This is a genomic window from Rhizobium sp. BK538, assembly GCF_014197575.1.
Lineage (GTDB): Bacteria > Pseudomonadota > Alphaproteobacteria > Rhizobiales > Rhizobiaceae > Rhizobium.
The window spans coordinates 157,523-174,775 of the sequence record NZ_JACIFT010000005.1; the positions used below are offsets into that span (position 1 = coordinate 157,523).

Genomic DNA, 17,253 nt, shown 5'->3' on the forward strand with positions numbered 1-17,253 from the left:
TTGATCATGAGCGGCATTTCCATGGATGAGGCGCTGGATCGCGCCGGGACGGGTGCCTTCCAGCGCCGTCTGATCGGCATCTTCGGGCTTGTTTGGGCGGCCGATGCAATGCAGGTGCTCGCCGTCGGCTTCACGGCGGCATCGATCGCCGCCACCTTCGGACTGACGGTTCCGCAAGCCTTGCAGACCGGCACCCTTTTCTTTCTCGGCATGCTGATCGGTGCCGTTGCCTTCGGTCGCCTGGCGGACAAGGTGGGGCGTCGGCAGGTGCTGATCGTGACGGTTGCCTGTGACGCACTCTTCGGCACGCTTTCAATTTTCGCTCCGGACTTTACCAGCCTGCTGGTGTTGCGCTTGCTGACCGGCATGGCGGTCGGCGGGACGTTGCCGGTCGACTACGCGATGATGGCCGAGTTCCTGCCCGCTAGAAGCCGTGGTCGGTGGCTGGTGGCACTGGAAGGTTTCTGGGCGATCGGAACGTTGATCGTCGCGGTGGCCGCTTGGGCCGCGAGCCTTGCCGGGGTGGCAGATCCTTGGCGCTATATTTTCGCGGTCACGGCGCTGCCGGCAGTGTTGGGACTGACGCTGCGCTTCTTCGTTCCTGAATCACCACTCTACCTGTTGCGGACCGGACGGGCAGGCGAGGCCAAGGCCATTGTCGACAAGATGCTGGCGCTGCACCAAAAAGCGCCCCTGCCGTCCGACGACGAGATCGTCGCGACGCCGCAGGTGGCGGAAGGGATATTCTCCGAAGAGCTTCGTCGCCGAAGCGCATTGATCCTGGCGATCTGGTTCCTGGTTTCCGTTTCCTACTACGGCGTCTTCACCTGGATGCCGGCGAAGCTGGCCGGCGACGGGTTCGGTTTCGTCCGCGGATACGGCTTCCTGGTGTTCGTCGCACTCGCGCAGGTGCCAGGCTATGCGCTTGCCGCCTATGGCGTCGAGGCTTGGGGGCGCAGGCCGACGCTGATCGGTTTCTGCCTGCTCTCCGCGCTTGGGTGCCTGCTCTTCGTGGTTTCTCCTGATGACATGCTGGTCGGCGCGTCACTGCTGATCATGAGCTTCGCGCTGCTCGGGACGTGGGGGGCGCTGTACGCCTATACTCCGGAGCTCTACCCCACTGCATCGCGGGCGACCGGTATGGGATCGGCAGGTGCGATGGCGCGCCTCGGCGGGCTGCTTGCTCCGTCCCTAATGGCATTCGTCGTCTCAGGTGGATTGGGTTTGGCCATCGGCCTTTTTGCGGGCCTGCTGGTCGTGGCGGCCTTTGCCGCGAGGGCGATCGATACCGAAACGCGGCAGGCAGCGCTCAGCTGATTCCCGCGTTAGCGGGCACCCATCCATTTCTATCCCCGCTTCAAATTCAGTTGATCACAGGACTGTCATGCGCCGTCCCTAGACTTTGGAAGCGCTCTAAGGCGGATGTCGTCAATATTATGGGGGTAGTTCGGTGACCGAACATATTTCGCAGAAGGAAATCTTTCCGACCAGCCAGCTCGAGGATGCGGATGGCGAGGGCCATAACCGCAGCGACAATCCCACGATGGGGGAAATCATTGGGCGGCGCTTCTCACGTCGCGGCTTCCTGCAAGGGTCGCTCGCCGTCTCCGCCATTGCCGCGACCGTCAGCCCAATTGCGCTGTTGAGCGCAGAAGAGGCTCGCGCGGCAAGCGGTTCGGCCTTCTCCTTCACGGAAGTCGAGGCCGGCGTCGACGCCAATCACCATGTCGCCGAAGGATACAACGCCGATATCCTCCTGCGCTGGGGCGATGCGCTGTTTTCCGATTCGCCGGCCTTTGACCCCAAGAAACAGTCGGCGGAGGCGCAGAGCCGGCAGTTCGGCTACAACAACGACTATGTCGGCTATATTCCGATCGAAGGTTCGTCGGAGCACGGCATCCTCGTCGTCAATCACGAATACACAAATCCGCACCTGATGTTCCCCGGCCTGGTGACGATCGCCGAAGGTAAGATCAAGCAGGCGCCACTTACCAAGGAGCAGGTGGATATCGAGATGGCGGCTCACGGCGGCACGATCGTCGAGATCCAAAAAGTGGACGGCAAGTGGCAGGTCGTGCCTGATGGCAAGTACAATCGCCGCGTAACTTCGACGACCGAGATGGAGCTGACCGGTCCCGTGGCCGGCCATGAGCGCGTCAAGACGTCTGCCGATGCCACCGGCACCAAGGTCATCGGCACGTTCAACAACTGCGCTGGCGGCGTAACGCCCTGGGGCACCTACATTATGGCCGAGGAAAATTTCCATGGCTATTTCTCCGGCGAACTGCCTGCCGATCACAAGGAAACAGCGAACTACAAGCGCTACGGCGTGCCGGAAGGCGCCTATGAGTGGGCAAACTTCTATGACCGCTTCAATGTGGCAAAGGAGCCGACTGAACCTAATCGCTTCGGCTGGATCGTAGAGGTCGATGTCCTCGATCCGACGTCGACCCCGAAGAAGCGCAGTGCGCTTGGACGCACGAAGCACGAAGGCGCAGCCTCGATCGTCGACAAGGATGGCCGCGTCGTCTTCTACCTCGGCGACGACGAACGCTTCGACTATGTCTACAAGTTCGTGACGGCGGGCACCTATAACGCCAACGATCGCACTGCCAACATGAACCTGCTCGACGAGGGGACGCTTTATGTCGCCAAGTTCGCCGAGGACGGCACACTGCAGTGGCTGCCGGTCGTCCACGGCCAGGGCTCGCTGACCGCTGAAAACGGCTTTGCCAGCCAAGCCGACGTGCTGATCGAGACCCGCCGCGCGGCGGACCTGCTCGGCGCGACGAAGATGGACCGGCCGGAAGACATCGAACCCAATGCCGTCAACGGCAAGGTCTATGTGATGCTCACCAACAACACGAAACGCAAGGCCGACCAGGTGGACGCCGCCAATCCGCGTGCCGAGAACGCCTTTGGCCATATCATCGAGATCAGCGAGGATGGCGGTGCCTTCGGGGCAACCTCGGGCAAGTGGGAAGTGCTGTTGAAGTGTGGCGATCCTGCTGTCGCCGATGTCGGGGCGTCCTTCTCGACCGAAACGACGAAGAATGGCTGGTTCGGCATGCCGGACAACTGTTCCATCGATGCCGCCGGCCGCCTCTGGGTCGCGACCGACGGCAACAACAACAAGGCGACAGGCCGCACCGACGGCCTCTGGGCCGTCGACACCGAGGGCGAGGCGCGCGCAACGTCCAAGCTCTTCTACCGTGTTCCTGTGGGTGCCGAGCTCTGTGGTCCGCTCTTCCTGCCCGACGACCAGACAGCATTCGTGGCCGTGCAGCATCCAGGCGACGGCGGCGACGACTGGTCTGGTCACGGCCGTCCGTCCTACTATGAGGATCTCTCAACCCGCTGGCCGGATTTCAAGGACGACATGCCGGTTCGTCCGGCTGTCGTCGCAATCACCAAGATCGGCGGTGGAAAGATCGCCGTCTGAAGGGTGAATGACCTCCGCTTCGCCGTCTTCGGACGGCGAAGCATCTATCTACAGGCGCTTGCGCAGGAATGTGCGTGTGCGCCCTTTGGGGAATTCCGGCACCTCGCCGAATATTTCGTAACCCTGCCGCTGATAGGCTCGAAGTGCCTGGGGATTAAAGGTATCGATCCAGGCGCCGTGGCAACCACGGGCCGCAGCCTCTTTCTCGGCCAGGGCAAGAATCTTGCCGGCGATGCCCTTGCCGCGTTCCTTATCGGGCACATACAGCAACTGAGTGAAGAGCCAGCCCCAGGCAGTGTAGCCCGAGAGGCCGCCGGTGACGTTTCCATCGGTATCGCGAATGAGGACGGCGAGCGGCTGGCGTTCGGAAGGGCCGACGTCATGGAGATTGAAGGCCGAGAGCGCGTCGCCGATCGTCGCAAGGTCATCGGCAGAGGGCGAGCCAGTCACCTCGAACCCGGCCATGCGGCTAACGTCCTTCACGCCACCACATGGCGCCAAAGGCGAGTAGCAGGATGCCGACACCGGCGAAACCGGCAAACAGCGGCAGGGTGTTGATGCCCTTCAGCACCGTTTCGTTGGTGAGATGGATTTGCATGCGATCGTCGTCTGCAACGCGGATCTGGCCGCGAACCGGCAGGATCGGCGGAATGCTGATCGCGCCGCTAGTATCGGACAGGCGGGTAACGAGGCCCTTGGTCTTGTCGGCAACAGGCTTCAGCGGTTCGGTCGTCGATATCATTGCCTTGAATTCAGGAGCATCGACCGCGCCGACATGCGCGAGTGTCGTCATGTCGCCATTTCGGATTTCGAAAAGGCCGATCTCGTCCATCTTCTTCTCGGCCTTGAAGAGGCCGGGCTCGGCTTGTGTCAGGGGAAGAGTTTCGGTCCTTCCCGAGGGATAGCGTACCGTTGCGTTGCCTGGGGCCGCGCCAATGGTTTGGCGCGTAATCTCCAGCGTGCGGCCGGATGCGCGCGCTGTCAGGGCCTCCTCCTCCAGGGCAGGCTCCTTCATCAGCCAATGGGCGACGCGGCGGTAGAGCGACACATGCGGACCGCCGCCCTCGAAGCCACGAGCCCACAGCCAGCCTTGATCGGACAGAAGCATGGCGACGCGGCCCTGTCCGGCGCGATTGAGAACAAGCAGCGGATGGTTGTCGGCGCCAACCATTACCGTCTGGCCCTGCGGCGGCTCGACGTCGACGCTGCGGAACCAGCGGCCCCAATGCGGCGGCTCGTCGGCGGAACCATCGAGGCCGCGGGTAACCGGGTGCTTGCGACCTTCTTCCGAAAGCCTGGGATAGAAAGCTTTCTCGATCATCTGGCCGGTCGGAGCGGCCGGCAGCACGGACGACAGGGGCGTCAGCGCGATCGAATCCTGGCCGGCATGTTCGGGGCCGGCCGCGATCAGCAGGGCGCCGCCATTTTCCACATACTGGGCGATGTAGTCGTAGTAGAGGATCGGCAGCACGCCACGATGCTGGTAGCGGTCGAAGATGATGAGGTCGAAGTCCTTGATCTTGTCGACGAATAGCTCGCGGGTCGGGAAGGCGATCAGCGACAGCTCATTGATCGGCGTGCCGTCCTGCTTTTCGGGCGGGCGCAGAATGGTAAAATGGACGAGATCTACCGACGCATCCGATTTGAGGAGGTTGCGCCACGCGCGTTCGCCAGCATGCGGCTCGCCGGAGACGAGCAGAACACGCAGGTTCTCGCGGATGCCGTCAATCAAGTGGACTGCGCGGTTGTTCGCGTCCGTGACTTCGCCCGGAAGGTTCGCGACCGAAAATTCGAGAACGTTGCTGCCGCCGCGCTCGACCTTGAACGAAAACGGCGTGTCGCGGCCCGGCGTGGCCTGGAGCGTCGCGATCTCGTTGCCGTTGAGCTTCACCGTGACGTTGGCCGTGCCGCCGGGGCTCGGCCCATCGTCGAAGACGCGCAGCATCAACTGCTGCTCCTCGTTGACGATGCCGAAACGCGGCGCCTTGACGACTTCGATGCGGCGGTCGAATTCGTTGGCTTTGCCCGTGATCAGGCCGTGGATCGGGGCGTCGAAGCCGAGTGCCTGATTGACGCCGGGAACGTCGTGGACCTCGCCGTCCGTCAGCATGATCGCGCCGCCGATGCGGGCCGGCGGCACGTCCGCGACAGCGGCGGAAAGCGCATTGAACAGTCGCGTCGAGGGAGCGTCGGAACCTTCCGGTTCCGTCGCATCCACGTAGCGCGGTTCGACATTGGGGAAGCGAGCGAGGCGATCCTTCAGCTGCGCCAGGGCATCGTCGGTCATCTTGATGCGTTCAGGCGTCTGCTGGCTCTGGCTGCGGTCCACGATGACGGGCACGACGGTCGACAGCTGTTCGCGATCTTCCTGCAGCAAGAGTGGGTTGGCAAGGGCGGCCAGCAAAGCAAGGGCTGCGATCGAGCGGATCCAGGCGCCCCGCACGCGGCGCCAGATGGCGAAGGCTGCGGTCAGGAGCACAATGAGCGCCAGCCCCGCCAGGAGCGGCAAAGGGATGAAGGGCGAAAAATCAATCGTCATGTCACTGCCCCAAACGTTCCAGGAGAGCGGGGACGTGGACCTGATCGGTCTTGTAGTTGCCGGTGAGCATATACATCATGATGTTGACGCCGCTGCGGTAGGCATATTCGCGCTGCATTTCATCAGGCGGGACCGTCGGCAACATGGGCACGCCGTTGTCATCGACCGCCCAGGCGCCGGCAAAGTCGTTGCCGGTGATGAGGATTGGGGAAACGCCGTCGGCCGTCGCCGCCGACTTGGCGTTCTCAGCACGATTTTCCTGGCGGGCTTCAATCCAGAGCGGGCTGCCGGTGTAGCGACCGGGGAAGCTCGACAGGAGGTAGAAGGACTTCGTCAGCACGTGGTCGGACGGCACCGGTTCTAGCGGCGGAATGTCGAGATTCGCGAGGATTTGCTGCAGCCGCTCGCCGTTGGCGCTGACCGAGCTGCCATTGTTGTCGAGTGCGCTGAACTGGTCGCGGGTGTCGAACAGCACCGTTCCACCGGCGCGCATATAGGCATCGATCTTGTTGACCGCTGCCGTTGAAGGCATGGGCGCCGTCGCCGAGATCGGCCAATAGATGATCGGGTAGAAAGCGAGTTCATCCTTCGCGAGATCCAGGCCAACGGGCGGCGAGGGCTCCAGCGTGGTGCGGAAGGTCAGGAATTCCGTCAGGCCCTCGAGACCCCGCTCGGAAATCCGGTCGACTTCCTGTTCACCAGTGACGACATAGGCGAGATGCGTATTGTCGAGCCGCTGGAAGATCTGGTCATCACCGGGTTTGGCGTCATCCGCATGCGATTGACCTGGCTCCAGCAGCAAGAAAGCCGCGCTGAACGCAACGGCGACAATCGCGGCCGCGCGCGCCGCAGGGCGCAGCCGCGAGAATGCGCCGCTCATGAACATCACGACTAGGCTGTCGGCAAGCAGGAGCAGGAAGGCGATCAGGAACAGCGTAGGCTTTGCCGACCAGGTCTCGCCGCCGATCAACCCTTCACGCACCACGGTGGTACCCGAAACATCAAGCGGCTTCAGTTCGGCATTTTTCGGCAGTACGTTCAGCGCGGTAAATCCTTCTTCGGATCCGTAGAGGCCAGGCGGGTTATCGAAGCTGGCAACCGGCGTGACCTTGGCGTTGGGTATCAGCGGGCGTGCCGTACCGGTTTCGGTCGTCAATGCGCCCTTGGCGGTCAATAATCGGAATGGCGGTAGCGCTTCAGCGGTCGAAGCGCCGTCGGTTTGCGCGGTCACGCCGCCAGAGCGTGACAACTGCACGAGGCGACGCAGCATCTCGACGAAATTGCCTGATATCGGAAGGTCGGACCACGTGGCCTCCGCACTAACATGGAAGAGCACAATTCGGCCAGCATTGATCGGCTTCGTCGTCACCAGCGGCGTTCCATCGGCGAGGCTCGCCCAAGTGCGCTCGGCAAGATCCGGCGTTGGCTCTGCGAGAACCTGACGTTTGACAGTAATATCCGTCGGCTTCGGCATTCCGGCGAACGGGCCGAAAGCGGGAAACTCTGCAAGCGGCTGTGGTTCGGCCCAGGATAGCGCACCACCGAGGGCGCGCTCACCCTGGCGCAACGTGACCGGCACCAGCGGGTCGTCGGCGGGCGCAGCAGCAAGGCGTGGCCCTGCAAAACGGACCAACGTTCCACCGTTGCCGATCCAGCGCTGCAGCGGCTCGTAGGTTTGTTGGGGAAGGCGGCCGATATCAGCCATGATGATGACGGACGGATTCTGCGACAAAAGATCCGGGATCGAGGTCGCGAGATCGGGCGTGTTCGGCTCGATCAAGTCGGCATAGGGCTGTAGGGCGCGCTGGATGTAATAGAGCGGCGAAAGCAGTGGCTGGAACGTATCGCCGACTTCGCCGGACAGCAGAACGACACGGCGACGCTTGAAGCCGTCGTCAAGCAGGTGCACGGCGCCAGCCGTAGCGTGGCTATCGATGCTGACGCGCGCAAAATCGTTGCGCATTTCAAACGGTGCGGCGATTGATCCGGTCGCGACGCTCTGCCCTGGTTGGAAGTCGATCGAGCCGGCCGCGATCGCGCGTCCCTGAGTGTCCTGCGCGGTGATAGGGCGCGAAGCGGCGCTGGTGCTGTCGAGGCGTGTGGCGGTAACCGTCATCGCATCCGCGGCATTGCTGGCCGACGTGATCGCGATCGTCTCGGCCGCGTCGCCGGAGATCAAGCGCAGTTGGGCAGGCGAGAGATCCAAGAGCTGGCGGACGGTTGCGTCGTTGTCGGTTGCGGCGGCGCCATCGGTCAGGAAGGCGAGAGTGCCAGGATGGACGCCGTTCAACGCGGTGCGGAGAGCCTCGAAAGCGCGCTGCCGGTCGGGCACCAGCGGCTTCGGTTCTGCGGCGCGTAGCTTGTCGCGGGCAACGGACGCCGTTCCCGGAACCGCATCGTTGGTCGGATCGGCGGTGAAGGCGATGGCAACGGGGGTACCGGCGGCTTCCGCGTCATCGATCAGTGCGTCGGCCGTCTTCACGCGGCGATCCCAATCCGGCGACGTTGCCCAGCCGTTGTCAACAAAGAGCACGAGCGGGCCGCCCGAAGCAATTGAATTCGTGCGCGGATTGAAGACTGGGTCGGCGATAGCCAGAATGACGGCGGTGGCAAGCAGCATGCGCAGCAGCGTCAGCCACCAGGGGCTCTGGGCCGGGGTTTCCTCCCGCTTCAGGACCGTTGCGAGAATCTTCAGTGGCGGGAAGACTTCCGTCTTCGGGCGCGGCGGCGTCAATCGCAGCAGCCACCAGATGATCGGCAGGGCCACGAGGGCGCCGAGGATCGCGGGGTAGGCGAAAACGAAGGGAAGAGCGTTCACGTGCGTTCTCCCTGCGTCATCCTTGCGGGCATTCCCGAGAGGTACATGTGAACGGCGACCAGCGCTTCAGAGGCGAGATGGTCGGTGCGGTGGCTGACAAAGGTCCAGCCCATGTGGCGCAGCGCCTGGCCGAGATCATCCCTGCGCTCGAGATAGGCGCGGGTGTAGGTTTCGCGCACATGCTCGGCCCGACCGGATGTCAGCTTCGAACCCGTCTCGGGATCGGTGAATTCGGTGCGGCCATCATAGGGGAAGAGCTCTTCGGCCGGGTCGGCGATCTCGATCACGTGGCCGCGCAGACCGCGCCGCGCCAAGGGAGCGATGCGCGCCATGACCGCACGCGCATCGTCGAGAAAATCGCCGATCAGCACGAGTTCGCTCCAGCCGCGGATCATGGCTGTGTCGGGCAGTCCCCCGCTCAGGGGCGCATGCATCAATGCGGTTGCAAGCCGTTCCGCAGCGTTCCGCGCGGCGATCGGTTCCATCACGCCGGGGCATCCGATGCGCTCGCCGGAGCGCGCAAGGATTTCGGCAAGCGCCAGCATGATGACGAGTGCCCGGCCTTCCTTGGAAGCGTTTCCGAAGGTCGATTTGTACATCATTGAAGCAGACATGTCGGCCCAGAGCCAGATCGTATGGGCTGCCTCCCACTCGCGGTCGCGGATGTAGGTGTGGTCGTCACGGGCGGATCGACGCCAATCGATGCGCGATAGGCTTTCGCCCTCGGTGTAGGGGCGGAATTGCCAGAAGTTCTCGCCAATGCCGCGCTTGCGGCGGCCATGCCAGCCGGCGATGACGGTATTGGCGATCCGCTTGGCCTCGACCAGACAATCCGGGACAAGGCTCGCCCGCTGCCTAGCGCGAGCGAGCGCATCATTGCCCGAGGTCGGATTGACGATCTGTCCGATGGGTGCCACGCAGACGCTTCCTTATCCCTTGGCCTGCTTGACCAGCCCGTCAATGACATCGCGAACCGACATGCCTTCTGCACGCGCCGCAAATGTCAGCGCCATGCGGTGCTGCAGCACAGGTTCAGCCAACGCGTGGACATCGTCGATGGACGGAGCGAGGCGGCCTTCGTAGAGTGCACGGGCGCGGGCGCAGAGCATCATGGCCTGGCCGGCGCGAGGGCCAGGGCCCCAGGCGACGTTCTTGTCGGTGGATGCATTGCCCTGGCCGGGGCGGGCGGAGCGGACAAGCGCCAGGATCGCATCGACGACCTTGTCGCTCACTGGCATCTGGCGGATGAGCGTCTGGATTTCGACCAGCCGCTCGGCGCTCAAGACTGCTTGTGGCTTCGTCTCGCTGAGGCCCGTCGTCTCGAGCAGGATCTGTCGCTCGGCCGCAAGCTCCGGATAGTGGACGTCGACCTGCAGCAGGAAGCGATCGAGCTGTGCCTCGGGAAGAGGGTAGGTGCCTTCCTGCTCCAGCGGGTTCTGGGTGGCCAGGACGTGGAACGGAACCGGCAGATCGTAGCGATGGCCGGCGACGGTGATGTGGTATTCCTGCATGGACTGCAGCAGTGCCGACTGCGTGCGCGGCGATGCGCGGTTGATTTCGTCGGCCATCAGAAGCTGGGCGAACACCGGGCCCTTGACGAAACGGAAGGAGCGGCGGCCGCTGTCGTCCTGGTCCATCACTTCCGAGCCCAGTATGTCCGAGGGCATCAGGTCCGGGGTGAACTGAATGCGGTTGGAGGCCAGCCCAAGCACTTCGCCGAGCGTCGTCACGAGCTTGGTCTTGGCGAGGCCAGGCACGCCGACGAGCAGGGCATGGCCACCGGAGAGAACCGCCAGAAGCGTATTTTCCACGACGCTTTCCTGGCCGAAGATCACCTTAGAGACTTCGCCCCGGACGACGGCGATATCTGCTAGTGCCTTCTCGGCCGCGGCGATGATCGCCTTTTCATCAAGGGGGGCTTCGGTCTTCATCATACCCATAAGGCATCTCCAGCGGCTGATAACATTCGTCGCGAATCGGCAGACTTACACGCAAGCCTCATACCAGATAGAGTTATGGAGATGTTGCGGGCTGACAAGTTCGTTCCAAATGACTATCTCGTGACCTTCTGGAGTTAAAGACAAACCGGGACAGAAGAATGGCAGCCGAAGAGATCAAGGCGACAACGGATGCGGCCGGTCTTGCCGCGCTGATTTCGCGCGCCGCCGGCGACGCAGGGGCCAAACCCCGAGGCCTTCCGCCCGTCGACAAATGGAATCCGCCCTTCTGCGGCGATATCGACATGGAAATCCGGGCTGATGGCACATGGTTCTATATGGGAACACCGATCGGCCGAGCGCCTCTCGTCAGACTGTTTTCAACGGTCCTGCGCAAGGATGAGGATGGGAAGACATATCTCGTAACGCCTGTGGAGAGGGTCGGTATCCGTGTTGTAGACGCGCCCTTTTTGGCCGTTGAAATGAATGCCGGCGAAAGGGATGGCGAGCCATTGCTGACGTTCCGGACCAATGTCGGCGATGTGGTCGAGGCCGGGGCGGCACATCCCCTTCGCTTTGTAATTCACGGCGAAAGCAGCGAGTTGAAGCCCTATCTTCACGTTCGCGGGCGGTTGGAAGCGCTGGTCTCCCGGCCCATCATGTACGAACTCGTCGAGCTCGGCGAACGCCTTCAGGTCGATGGCGAGACGATGTTCTGTCTCCGCTCCGGCGGTGTGACCTTTCCTGTCATGCCGGCGGCCGAACTGGATGCACTTTCCCGATGACCAATGCTTTGACCGACCACCGTTCGCTCTATTCAGCGGCCGAATTCCGTCACCGCGCGCTTCACCAGAGCGGCGGCCCGGTAGACCGCTCCTGGCGTGATCACGGCGACCATATTCTGAACCCCGATATCGTTACGCAGGTGGAGACCTTCAAACTTCGTGATGCTGCGGTTCTGGTGCCTGTCGTCGACGACGGTGACGATGCGCATGTGATCTTCACGCAGCGCACCGCGACGCTGCGAAAACATTCCGGACAGATCGCGTTTCCCGGTGGCAAGATCGACGCCATCGACGGCTCGGCCGAGAGGGCGGCAATCCGGGAAACCGAAGAGGAAATCGGTATCGACGGGTCGTTTGTCGAGACCGTGGCGCGGCTTCCGAACTATCTTGCATCGACTGGCTTCCGTATTACGCCGGTGCTTGCCGTCGTCCGGCGCGGCTTCGAATTGAAACTCAATCCAACCGAGGTGGACGACGTCTTCGAAGTGCCGCTGTCCTTTCTCATGAATCCGGCAAATCACAGTCGCGACAGGCGTGTACTCGACGGTCTCGAACGACATTTCTACCGGATGCCCTATGAAAGCCGGATGATCTGGGGCATTACCGCGGGCATCGTCCGCACCCTTTACGAAAGGCTTTATGCATGACCAACCTTGGCCACGAAACATGGTTCAAGGATCCGGCGCTGACGCGCGTATTCACGCTGCTCAACGCCGACGGAGGAGAGGGGCGTGTCGTCGGCGGAGCGGTCCGCAACAGCCTCATGGGGCGCCCGGTCAACGATATCGATCTTGCCACGACGCTCACGCCGGAACAGGTCATCGAGCGGGCGGCTGCCTTTGGCATCAAGGCCGTTCCGACCGGCGTGGCGCACGGCACGGTGACCCTCGTCATCGACGGCAAGCCCTTCGAAGTCACGACGCTGAGGGCCGATGTCGAGACCGACGGACGCAGGGCCAAGGTGGCATTCAGCTCGGATTGGCAGACCGATGCGGAACGCCGCGACCTGACGATCAACGCGCTTTATGTCGACTCCAAGGGCGATGTGATCGACCTGGTCGGTGGTCTTGCCGATATCGAGAAGCGCAACATCCGCTTCATCGGTGATGCGGCGACGCGCGTCGGCGAGGATTATCTGCGTATCCTGCGGTTTTTCCGGTTCTTCGCTTATTATGGTTCCGGCCGTCCGGATGCCGATGGACTCCGGGCGTGTGTATCGGCTCGCGCCAAGCTAAAGACGCTTTCGGCCGAAAGGCTATGGTCGGAACTTCGCAAATTGCTCAGCGCGGAGGATCCTGGACGGGCGCTCTTGTGGATGCGGCAGGTCGGTGTGCTCAGTGAAATCCTTCCGGAGACAGACAAGTGGGGCATTGACGCCGTCCCGGCGTTGATCAGCACGGAGAAGGCGCTCGGCTGGAAGCCGGATCCGCTTCTGCGTCTCGCCGCCATCATTCCACCCGATGCCGATCGGCTGGAGAAGATGGCCGCACGCCTCAAGCTTGCCAATGCCGAATTCGCCTGGTTCAAAGCATGGGCCAAGGCGCCTGTTATCAATGATGAATTGTCTTCGGCTGCCTTTGCACGATTGCTCTATCGGCACGGTGGGGATGGGATACAGACGCGCTTGAAACTTGCGCTTGCAACGGCGCGGGGCAAGGCGGAAGGCGACATGCAGGAGATGGCGCGCTCAGCAAGGCTTGGCAAGCTGCTCGAACTGGCTGAAAACTGGAAGAAACCACAGTTCCCGATCAATGGCACAGACGTCATGGGCGCCGGGGTATCCGCCGGAAAGCAGGTCGGCGAAACGCTGTCGGCACTCGAGAATTTCTGGATCGAGGAAAATTTCTCTCCGGACCGGGCGGCGCTGCTCGCCCGGCTGAACGACCTGACAAAGTAACTTCAAGCCGCCGTGGCCTCGTTGCGGATGCGGGCCTTGATGTTGTCGATCATGTTTTCGCGGATCACGGTCTCGCCGTGGACGCTACGCATGTGCTCAACGACACGGCGCACGATTTCAGCGTCGTCGTTCGCCCTGGTATGCCATTCACATCCGGGGACAAGCGTTCCACATTCGAAGAGTCTCATTTTTTCCTCCTTCTTTCGGATTTCAATGACATTGCGCGGTCCTGCAATGCCTGAATGTTCGAAGCGGCAAGAAGGTTCCGGCCGGCGCGAAGGACCGGCCGGTTGGTCATTTTCTCGTTATTCGGGCATGGCCCAGGATCTGAAGCAATCGACGGCCGCTTTGTTGTCGTGAGCCTTGGCCGGGTGGTCGAGTTCCTCAGGTGTCTTGCCGCCGGCCAATTGAAGCTTCACTTGTTCGATGAAGCAGGAAAGTGGGAGGTCGGATCCGCTTTCTGCCCTGAGCCTTTCCGCAACGCGGCTCAAGAAATCGGGTCTATCCATGGGCGGGGGGCGCTCTTGGGCACCCGCCGATGCCGCAGAGCTACTTTGTATCGTCATGACAATCCTCCTCCGATTGCTACGCGTACATGCCTAGACTAAGTGATCCGGCCTCCGAATTTAACCCCTCCCGGCATCTTTATTTGTCAGGTCAAGGCCAACGGACAAGAGGAGGCAGGGACGAGAGAATGGATTCGACGTTGCCTCCTGTCTTGAGGCCGAAGATCGTGCCCCTGTCATAGAGAAGATTGAACTCAACGTAGCGTCCACGGCGAATCAATTGTTCGTCACGATCCGCCTCTGTCCACTGTTTATTGAAGTTGGCGCGAACGATCCGTGGATAAACCATGGCAAACGCCCGTCCAACATCGCGGGTGAAGGCGAAATCGGCGTCCCAGCCGCCGGCCTCCTGGCTGGAATGCAGCCAGTCATAGAAGATGCCGCCGATGCCGCGAGCCTCGTTCCTGTGCTTGAGGAAGAAATACTCGTCGCACCATTTCTTGTAGGCAGCGTAGTCGGCGACACCGGAGTGGCTGCGACAGGCAATCTCCATGGCCTTGTGGAACAACTGGCTGTCCTCATCTTCCTGCGTGCGACGGCGATCGAGCACCGGCGTCAAGTCGGCGCCGCCGCCGAACCAGCGGCTCGAGGTGACCACCATCCGCGTGTTCATGTGTACGGCAGGCACGTTGGGATTGACCGGATGGGCGATCAACGAAATGCCCGAGGCCCAGAAGCGAGGATCCTCCTTGGCACCGGGCATCTGGGCGCGCAGATCAGGCGCGAACTCTCCGTACACGGTGGAGGTGTGCACCCCAACCTTCTCGAAGACGCGGCCGTGCATGATCGACATGCGGCCACCCCCACCTGCACCATTTTCACGCGACCAGTCCTTCGCCACGAAGCGGCCCGGCTCCCTGTCGCAGAGCGGGCCCGAGAGTTCGTCTTCCAGCGCTTCGAAGGAGGCGCAGATCGTGTCGCGAAGACTTTCGAACCATGCCCGGGCAGTCGACTTCTTCTCTTCGATATCGTCAGGCAGGCCGATCGGAAGTTCGGGTCTTTCCATTCTATCTCTCTCCGAGCGGGTCGCCAGTCGACTCGCGCTTTCGTCTTTGCTGCTCTGATAGCAGGTAGGGCAGGGTCCTGCCAGCAGAGGGCGATGACTGAGGCTTCCTCAGATTCGACTCGCAAAAAGCAATTTTCGATATTACCTTTTTCCTACAGAGGTAGGCTCATGACGAAAATTCCTGGACCTCCGTCGTTCGACGGTCTCAAACGACGGATTGCCACCCACCGGGCAGAAGGCACGCCCCGGAAGAACGATCGTTTCGTCCGACAAACCTATTGCCTCAATCTCCTCGATGCCCGCGCCAAGGCGCGCGAATGGTTCGACGAATATCCTAAGGCAGCCTATTGGACGGAAGTCGAGAGCTGGCGCCAGCTGGAAGGCGACCAGATCGAATTCACGATGCGGCGGCTGCCGTCTGCCGATTGAACGGCTTTACTCGGCGGCGCCTTTCAGCCTGCTTTCGATAAGCAGCCCGCTTTCGTCGAGGATCGGGTGTGCGACCGAAACAATGTGGGCGTTGATGCGCTTCAGGTCGCGCAGCATGTCCAGATGCAATGAGCTTGTCTGCAGGCTGTCGGCGCGGCCATCGCGCAGGCGCTCCAGATGCCGTTCCGAGGACTGCTTCTCCATCCGGCGAACCTCGACCTTCACCTCCATCAGCTGCTTGGCGAGATTGAAGTCGCGGGTGACGAGGATCGTCTGGGCAATGCGCAGGTTGTCGATCGTCAGGTGGAAAAGCTTCTGCAGTTCCTCGTAGCCTTCCTGGGAGAACTTCAGTCCCAGCGAAACCTTCTTGGTCACCTGCGGCATCAGACCCTTCTCTATAATGTCGCCCATATGTTCGAGGTTGATCGCGTAGTCGATGATAACGATGGAACGGCGGCCGTCCTCTTCGCTCAGGCCACCATGCCCAAGCTTGGAAAGATAGATCTTCACCTCCTGCTGCAGGCTGTCGACCCGCTTTTCCAGCGACGGGATTTCCTTGAGTTTCGCCAGGTCATTGCTCTCGAAAGCGCTTGAGGCGCGCAGCAGCATCCGTTCGATCAGATCGCCGACGCCCAGCACCTCTCGTGTCGCGCTTGCGAGAGCGACAACAGGCGTCGAAAGTTCCTGCGCGTCGAGGTATCTCGGTCCGCTGTCCGGCTGCGTGTCGTCCGGCACCAATCTCAGCATCAGCCGCGAAAGGGGGCGCGAGAAGGGCCAGGCGAGGGCTGCAAGGATCAGGTTGAAGCCGAGATGGGCATCGACCGGCAGTTTTGCCGGCGTCAGCGGCAACGTTCCCAGCAACTCGGCGCCGTAGCCGGCGAGCGGCAATGCAATCAGGCAGCCGATTGCCCGCACAATCAAATTGCCGAGCGTGACACGCCTGGCGGCTGCCGGCCCGGCGAGCGAAGCTATCACAGGCGGAATGGCGCCGCCGAGATTGGCGCCGAGCACCAGCACGATGACCAGTCCGGCCGACAAGATGCCCGTTGAGGCGAGCGAGAGAATGAGGACGACGGCGGCTAGGCTCGACGACGAGATGAAGGCGATGCCGGCGGAAAAGGCCAGTGCGACCGGCCAGGCATTGTCCAGCAGGGCGATGAAGGCGCCAAGGGCCGGCGACTGCCGCATCGGTTCGGTGGCGCTGCTCAGCAGATGCAGCGACAGCAGCATCAGGCCGATGCCGATTAACGCCGTGCCGCCGCCCTGGCGTGACGACGAGCCGCTGCGATGGAGGATCGTTCCGGCAAGGATCACCAGAGGAGACAGCCACGCGATGCCGGTGGCGACGATCCAGGCGGTCACCGCGGTTCCGACATTGGCGCCGAGCAGGACGATTTGCGCCATGCGCGGCTTCACCAGTTCGCGCTCGACGAAGGAGGCGACCATCAGAGCCGTCGCGGTGGAGCTCTGCAGCGCGATCGTGGCGACGAAGCCGGACAGGAAAGAGCGCAAGCCACTGCGGGTGCCGGTCGCAAGGCCAGTGCGCAATCGGGCTCCAAACGCTCGGGAAACGCCGTCCTTCACCTGTGCCAGGCCAAACAGTAGCAGGGCTACCGCGCCGAACAGGTTGATCATGACGATCGTCGATTCCATTCTGCCGTTTCTTTTGTCTCTTACGCGAACAGGCGCCTTCCTGTTCGAATCTCTCTTTGCCAAGTAATTGAAAACATGGCTTTCTGGACATTTTTTTAATTGTCCGGCTAAAAACTATACGCCGCTCAGGAAAATTCACAACGCCGTTCGCGACATATTCCGAGGCTATGTCGGCATTTGC

15 protein-coding genes are annotated in these 17,253 nt (G+C 62.0%); 6 read left to right on the forward strand and 9 right to left on the reverse strand.

Annotated features, from left to right (window positions below):
* The first annotated feature begins 6 nt into the window (after positions 1 to 6).
* A complete protein-coding gene (locus tag FHX09_RS07965) occupies positions 7 to 1,317 on the forward strand; it encodes an MFS transporter (protein WP_184449700.1) in 1,311 nt (436 codons plus the stop codon).
* Between the two features lie 133 nt (positions 1,318 to 1,450).
* Entirely contained in the window at positions 1,451 to 3,442 is a 1,992-nt protein-coding gene (locus tag FHX09_RS07970) for a PhoX family phosphatase (RefSeq protein WP_183719252.1), read from the forward strand.
* 48 nt (positions 3,443 to 3,490) lie between these two features.
* On the opposite strand, the gene FHX09_RS07975 is transcribed toward FHX09_RS07970, so the two are convergent.
* The 5 genes from FHX09_RS07975 to FHX09_RS07995 are packed head-to-tail and all read right to left on the reverse strand — an operon-like array spanning position 3,491 to position 10,739.
* Positions 3,491 to 3,907: a GNAT family N-acetyltransferase gene (locus FHX09_RS07975; RefSeq protein ID WP_132588800.1), complete on the reverse strand. Its 417-nt coding sequence runs from the start codon at positions 3,905 to 3,907 to the stop codon at positions 3,491 to 3,493.
* 4 nt (positions 3,908 to 3,911) lie between these two features.
* Positions 3,912 to 5,981: a hypothetical protein gene (locus FHX09_RS07980; RefSeq protein ID WP_184449702.1), complete on the reverse strand. Its 2,070-nt coding sequence runs from the start codon at positions 5,979 to 5,981 to the stop codon at positions 3,912 to 3,914.
* 1 nt (position 5,982) lies between these two features.
* Positions 5,983 to 8,799: a DUF4159 domain-containing protein gene (locus tag FHX09_RS07985; RefSeq protein ID WP_184449704.1), complete on the reverse strand. Its 2,817-nt coding sequence runs from the start codon at positions 8,797 to 8,799 to the stop codon at positions 5,983 to 5,985.
* Positions 8,796 to 9,716: a DUF58 domain-containing protein gene (locus FHX09_RS07990; protein ID WP_183719260.1), complete on the reverse strand. Its 921-nt coding sequence runs from the start codon at positions 9,714 to 9,716 to the stop codon at positions 8,796 to 8,798. Before FHX09_RS07990 ends, FHX09_RS07985 begins: the two co-directional genes overlap by 4 nt.
* A 12-nt stretch (positions 9,717 to 9,728) precedes the next feature.
* Positions 9,729 to 10,739, reverse strand: coding sequence for a MoxR family ATPase (locus FHX09_RS07995; protein ID WP_132588796.1), 1,011 nt, complete (start codon positions 10,737 to 10,739; stop codon positions 9,729 to 9,731).
* Between the two features lie 158 nt (positions 10,740 to 10,897).
* Here FHX09_RS07995 and FHX09_RS08000 point away from each other — a divergent pair, with 158 nt between their 5' ends.
* Genes FHX09_RS08000 through FHX09_RS08010 form a run of 3 tightly spaced genes read left to right on the forward strand, consistent with a single transcriptional unit; the run spans position 10,898 to position 13,418 of the window.
* Positions 10,898 to 11,521: a DUF1285 domain-containing protein gene (locus tag FHX09_RS08000; protein WP_132588795.1), complete on the forward strand. Its 624-nt coding sequence runs from the start codon at positions 10,898 to 10,900 to the stop codon at positions 11,519 to 11,521.
* On the forward strand, positions 11,518 to 12,168 hold the full coding sequence (locus FHX09_RS08005) for a CoA pyrophosphatase (RefSeq protein ID WP_007789926.1): 651 nt from the start codon (positions 11,518 to 11,520) through the stop codon (positions 12,166 to 12,168). The genes FHX09_RS08000 and FHX09_RS08005 overlap by 4 nt, the downstream gene beginning before the upstream one ends.
* Complete coding sequence (locus FHX09_RS08010; RefSeq protein WP_184449706.1) at positions 12,165 to 13,418, forward strand: CCA tRNA nucleotidyltransferase; 1,254 nt, start codon at positions 12,165 to 12,167, stop codon at positions 13,416 to 13,418. Before FHX09_RS08005 ends, FHX09_RS08010 begins: the two co-directional genes overlap by 4 nt.
* A gap of 2 nt (positions 13,419 to 13,420) precedes the next feature.
* Here FHX09_RS08010 and FHX09_RS08015 read toward each other — a convergent pair whose 3' ends face one another.
* From FHX09_RS08015 to hemF, 3 genes are all read right to left on the reverse strand, one after another.
* On the reverse strand, positions 13,421 to 13,606 hold the full coding sequence (locus FHX09_RS08015) for a DUF1059 domain-containing protein (RefSeq protein ID WP_132588793.1): 186 nt from the start codon (positions 13,604 to 13,606) through the stop codon (positions 13,421 to 13,423).
* Between the two features lie 117 nt (positions 13,607 to 13,723).
* Complete coding sequence (locus FHX09_RS08020; RefSeq protein WP_007789930.1) at positions 13,724 to 13,984, reverse strand: hypothetical protein; 261 nt, start codon at positions 13,982 to 13,984, stop codon at positions 13,724 to 13,726.
* 91 nt (positions 13,985 to 14,075) lie between these two features.
* A complete protein-coding gene (gene hemF / locus FHX09_RS08025; RefSeq protein WP_132588792.1) occupies positions 14,076 to 14,990 on the reverse strand; it encodes an oxygen-dependent coproporphyrinogen oxidase in 915 nt (304 codons plus the stop codon).
* A 168-nt stretch (positions 14,991 to 15,158) separates the two neighbouring features.
* Here hemF and FHX09_RS08030 point away from each other — a divergent pair, with 168 nt between their 5' ends.
* Positions 15,159 to 15,419: a hypothetical protein gene (locus tag FHX09_RS08030; RefSeq protein WP_007789934.1), complete on the forward strand. Its 261-nt coding sequence runs from the start codon at positions 15,159 to 15,161 to the stop codon at positions 15,417 to 15,419.
* 6 nt (positions 15,420 to 15,425) lie between these two features.
* Here FHX09_RS08030 and FHX09_RS08035 read toward each other — a convergent pair whose 3' ends face one another.
* Complete coding sequence (locus tag FHX09_RS08035) at positions 15,426 to 17,072, reverse strand: Na/Pi cotransporter family protein (RefSeq protein WP_184449708.1); 1,647 nt, start codon at positions 17,070 to 17,072, stop codon at positions 15,426 to 15,428.
* Positions 17,073 to 17,253 lie beyond the last annotated feature (181 nt).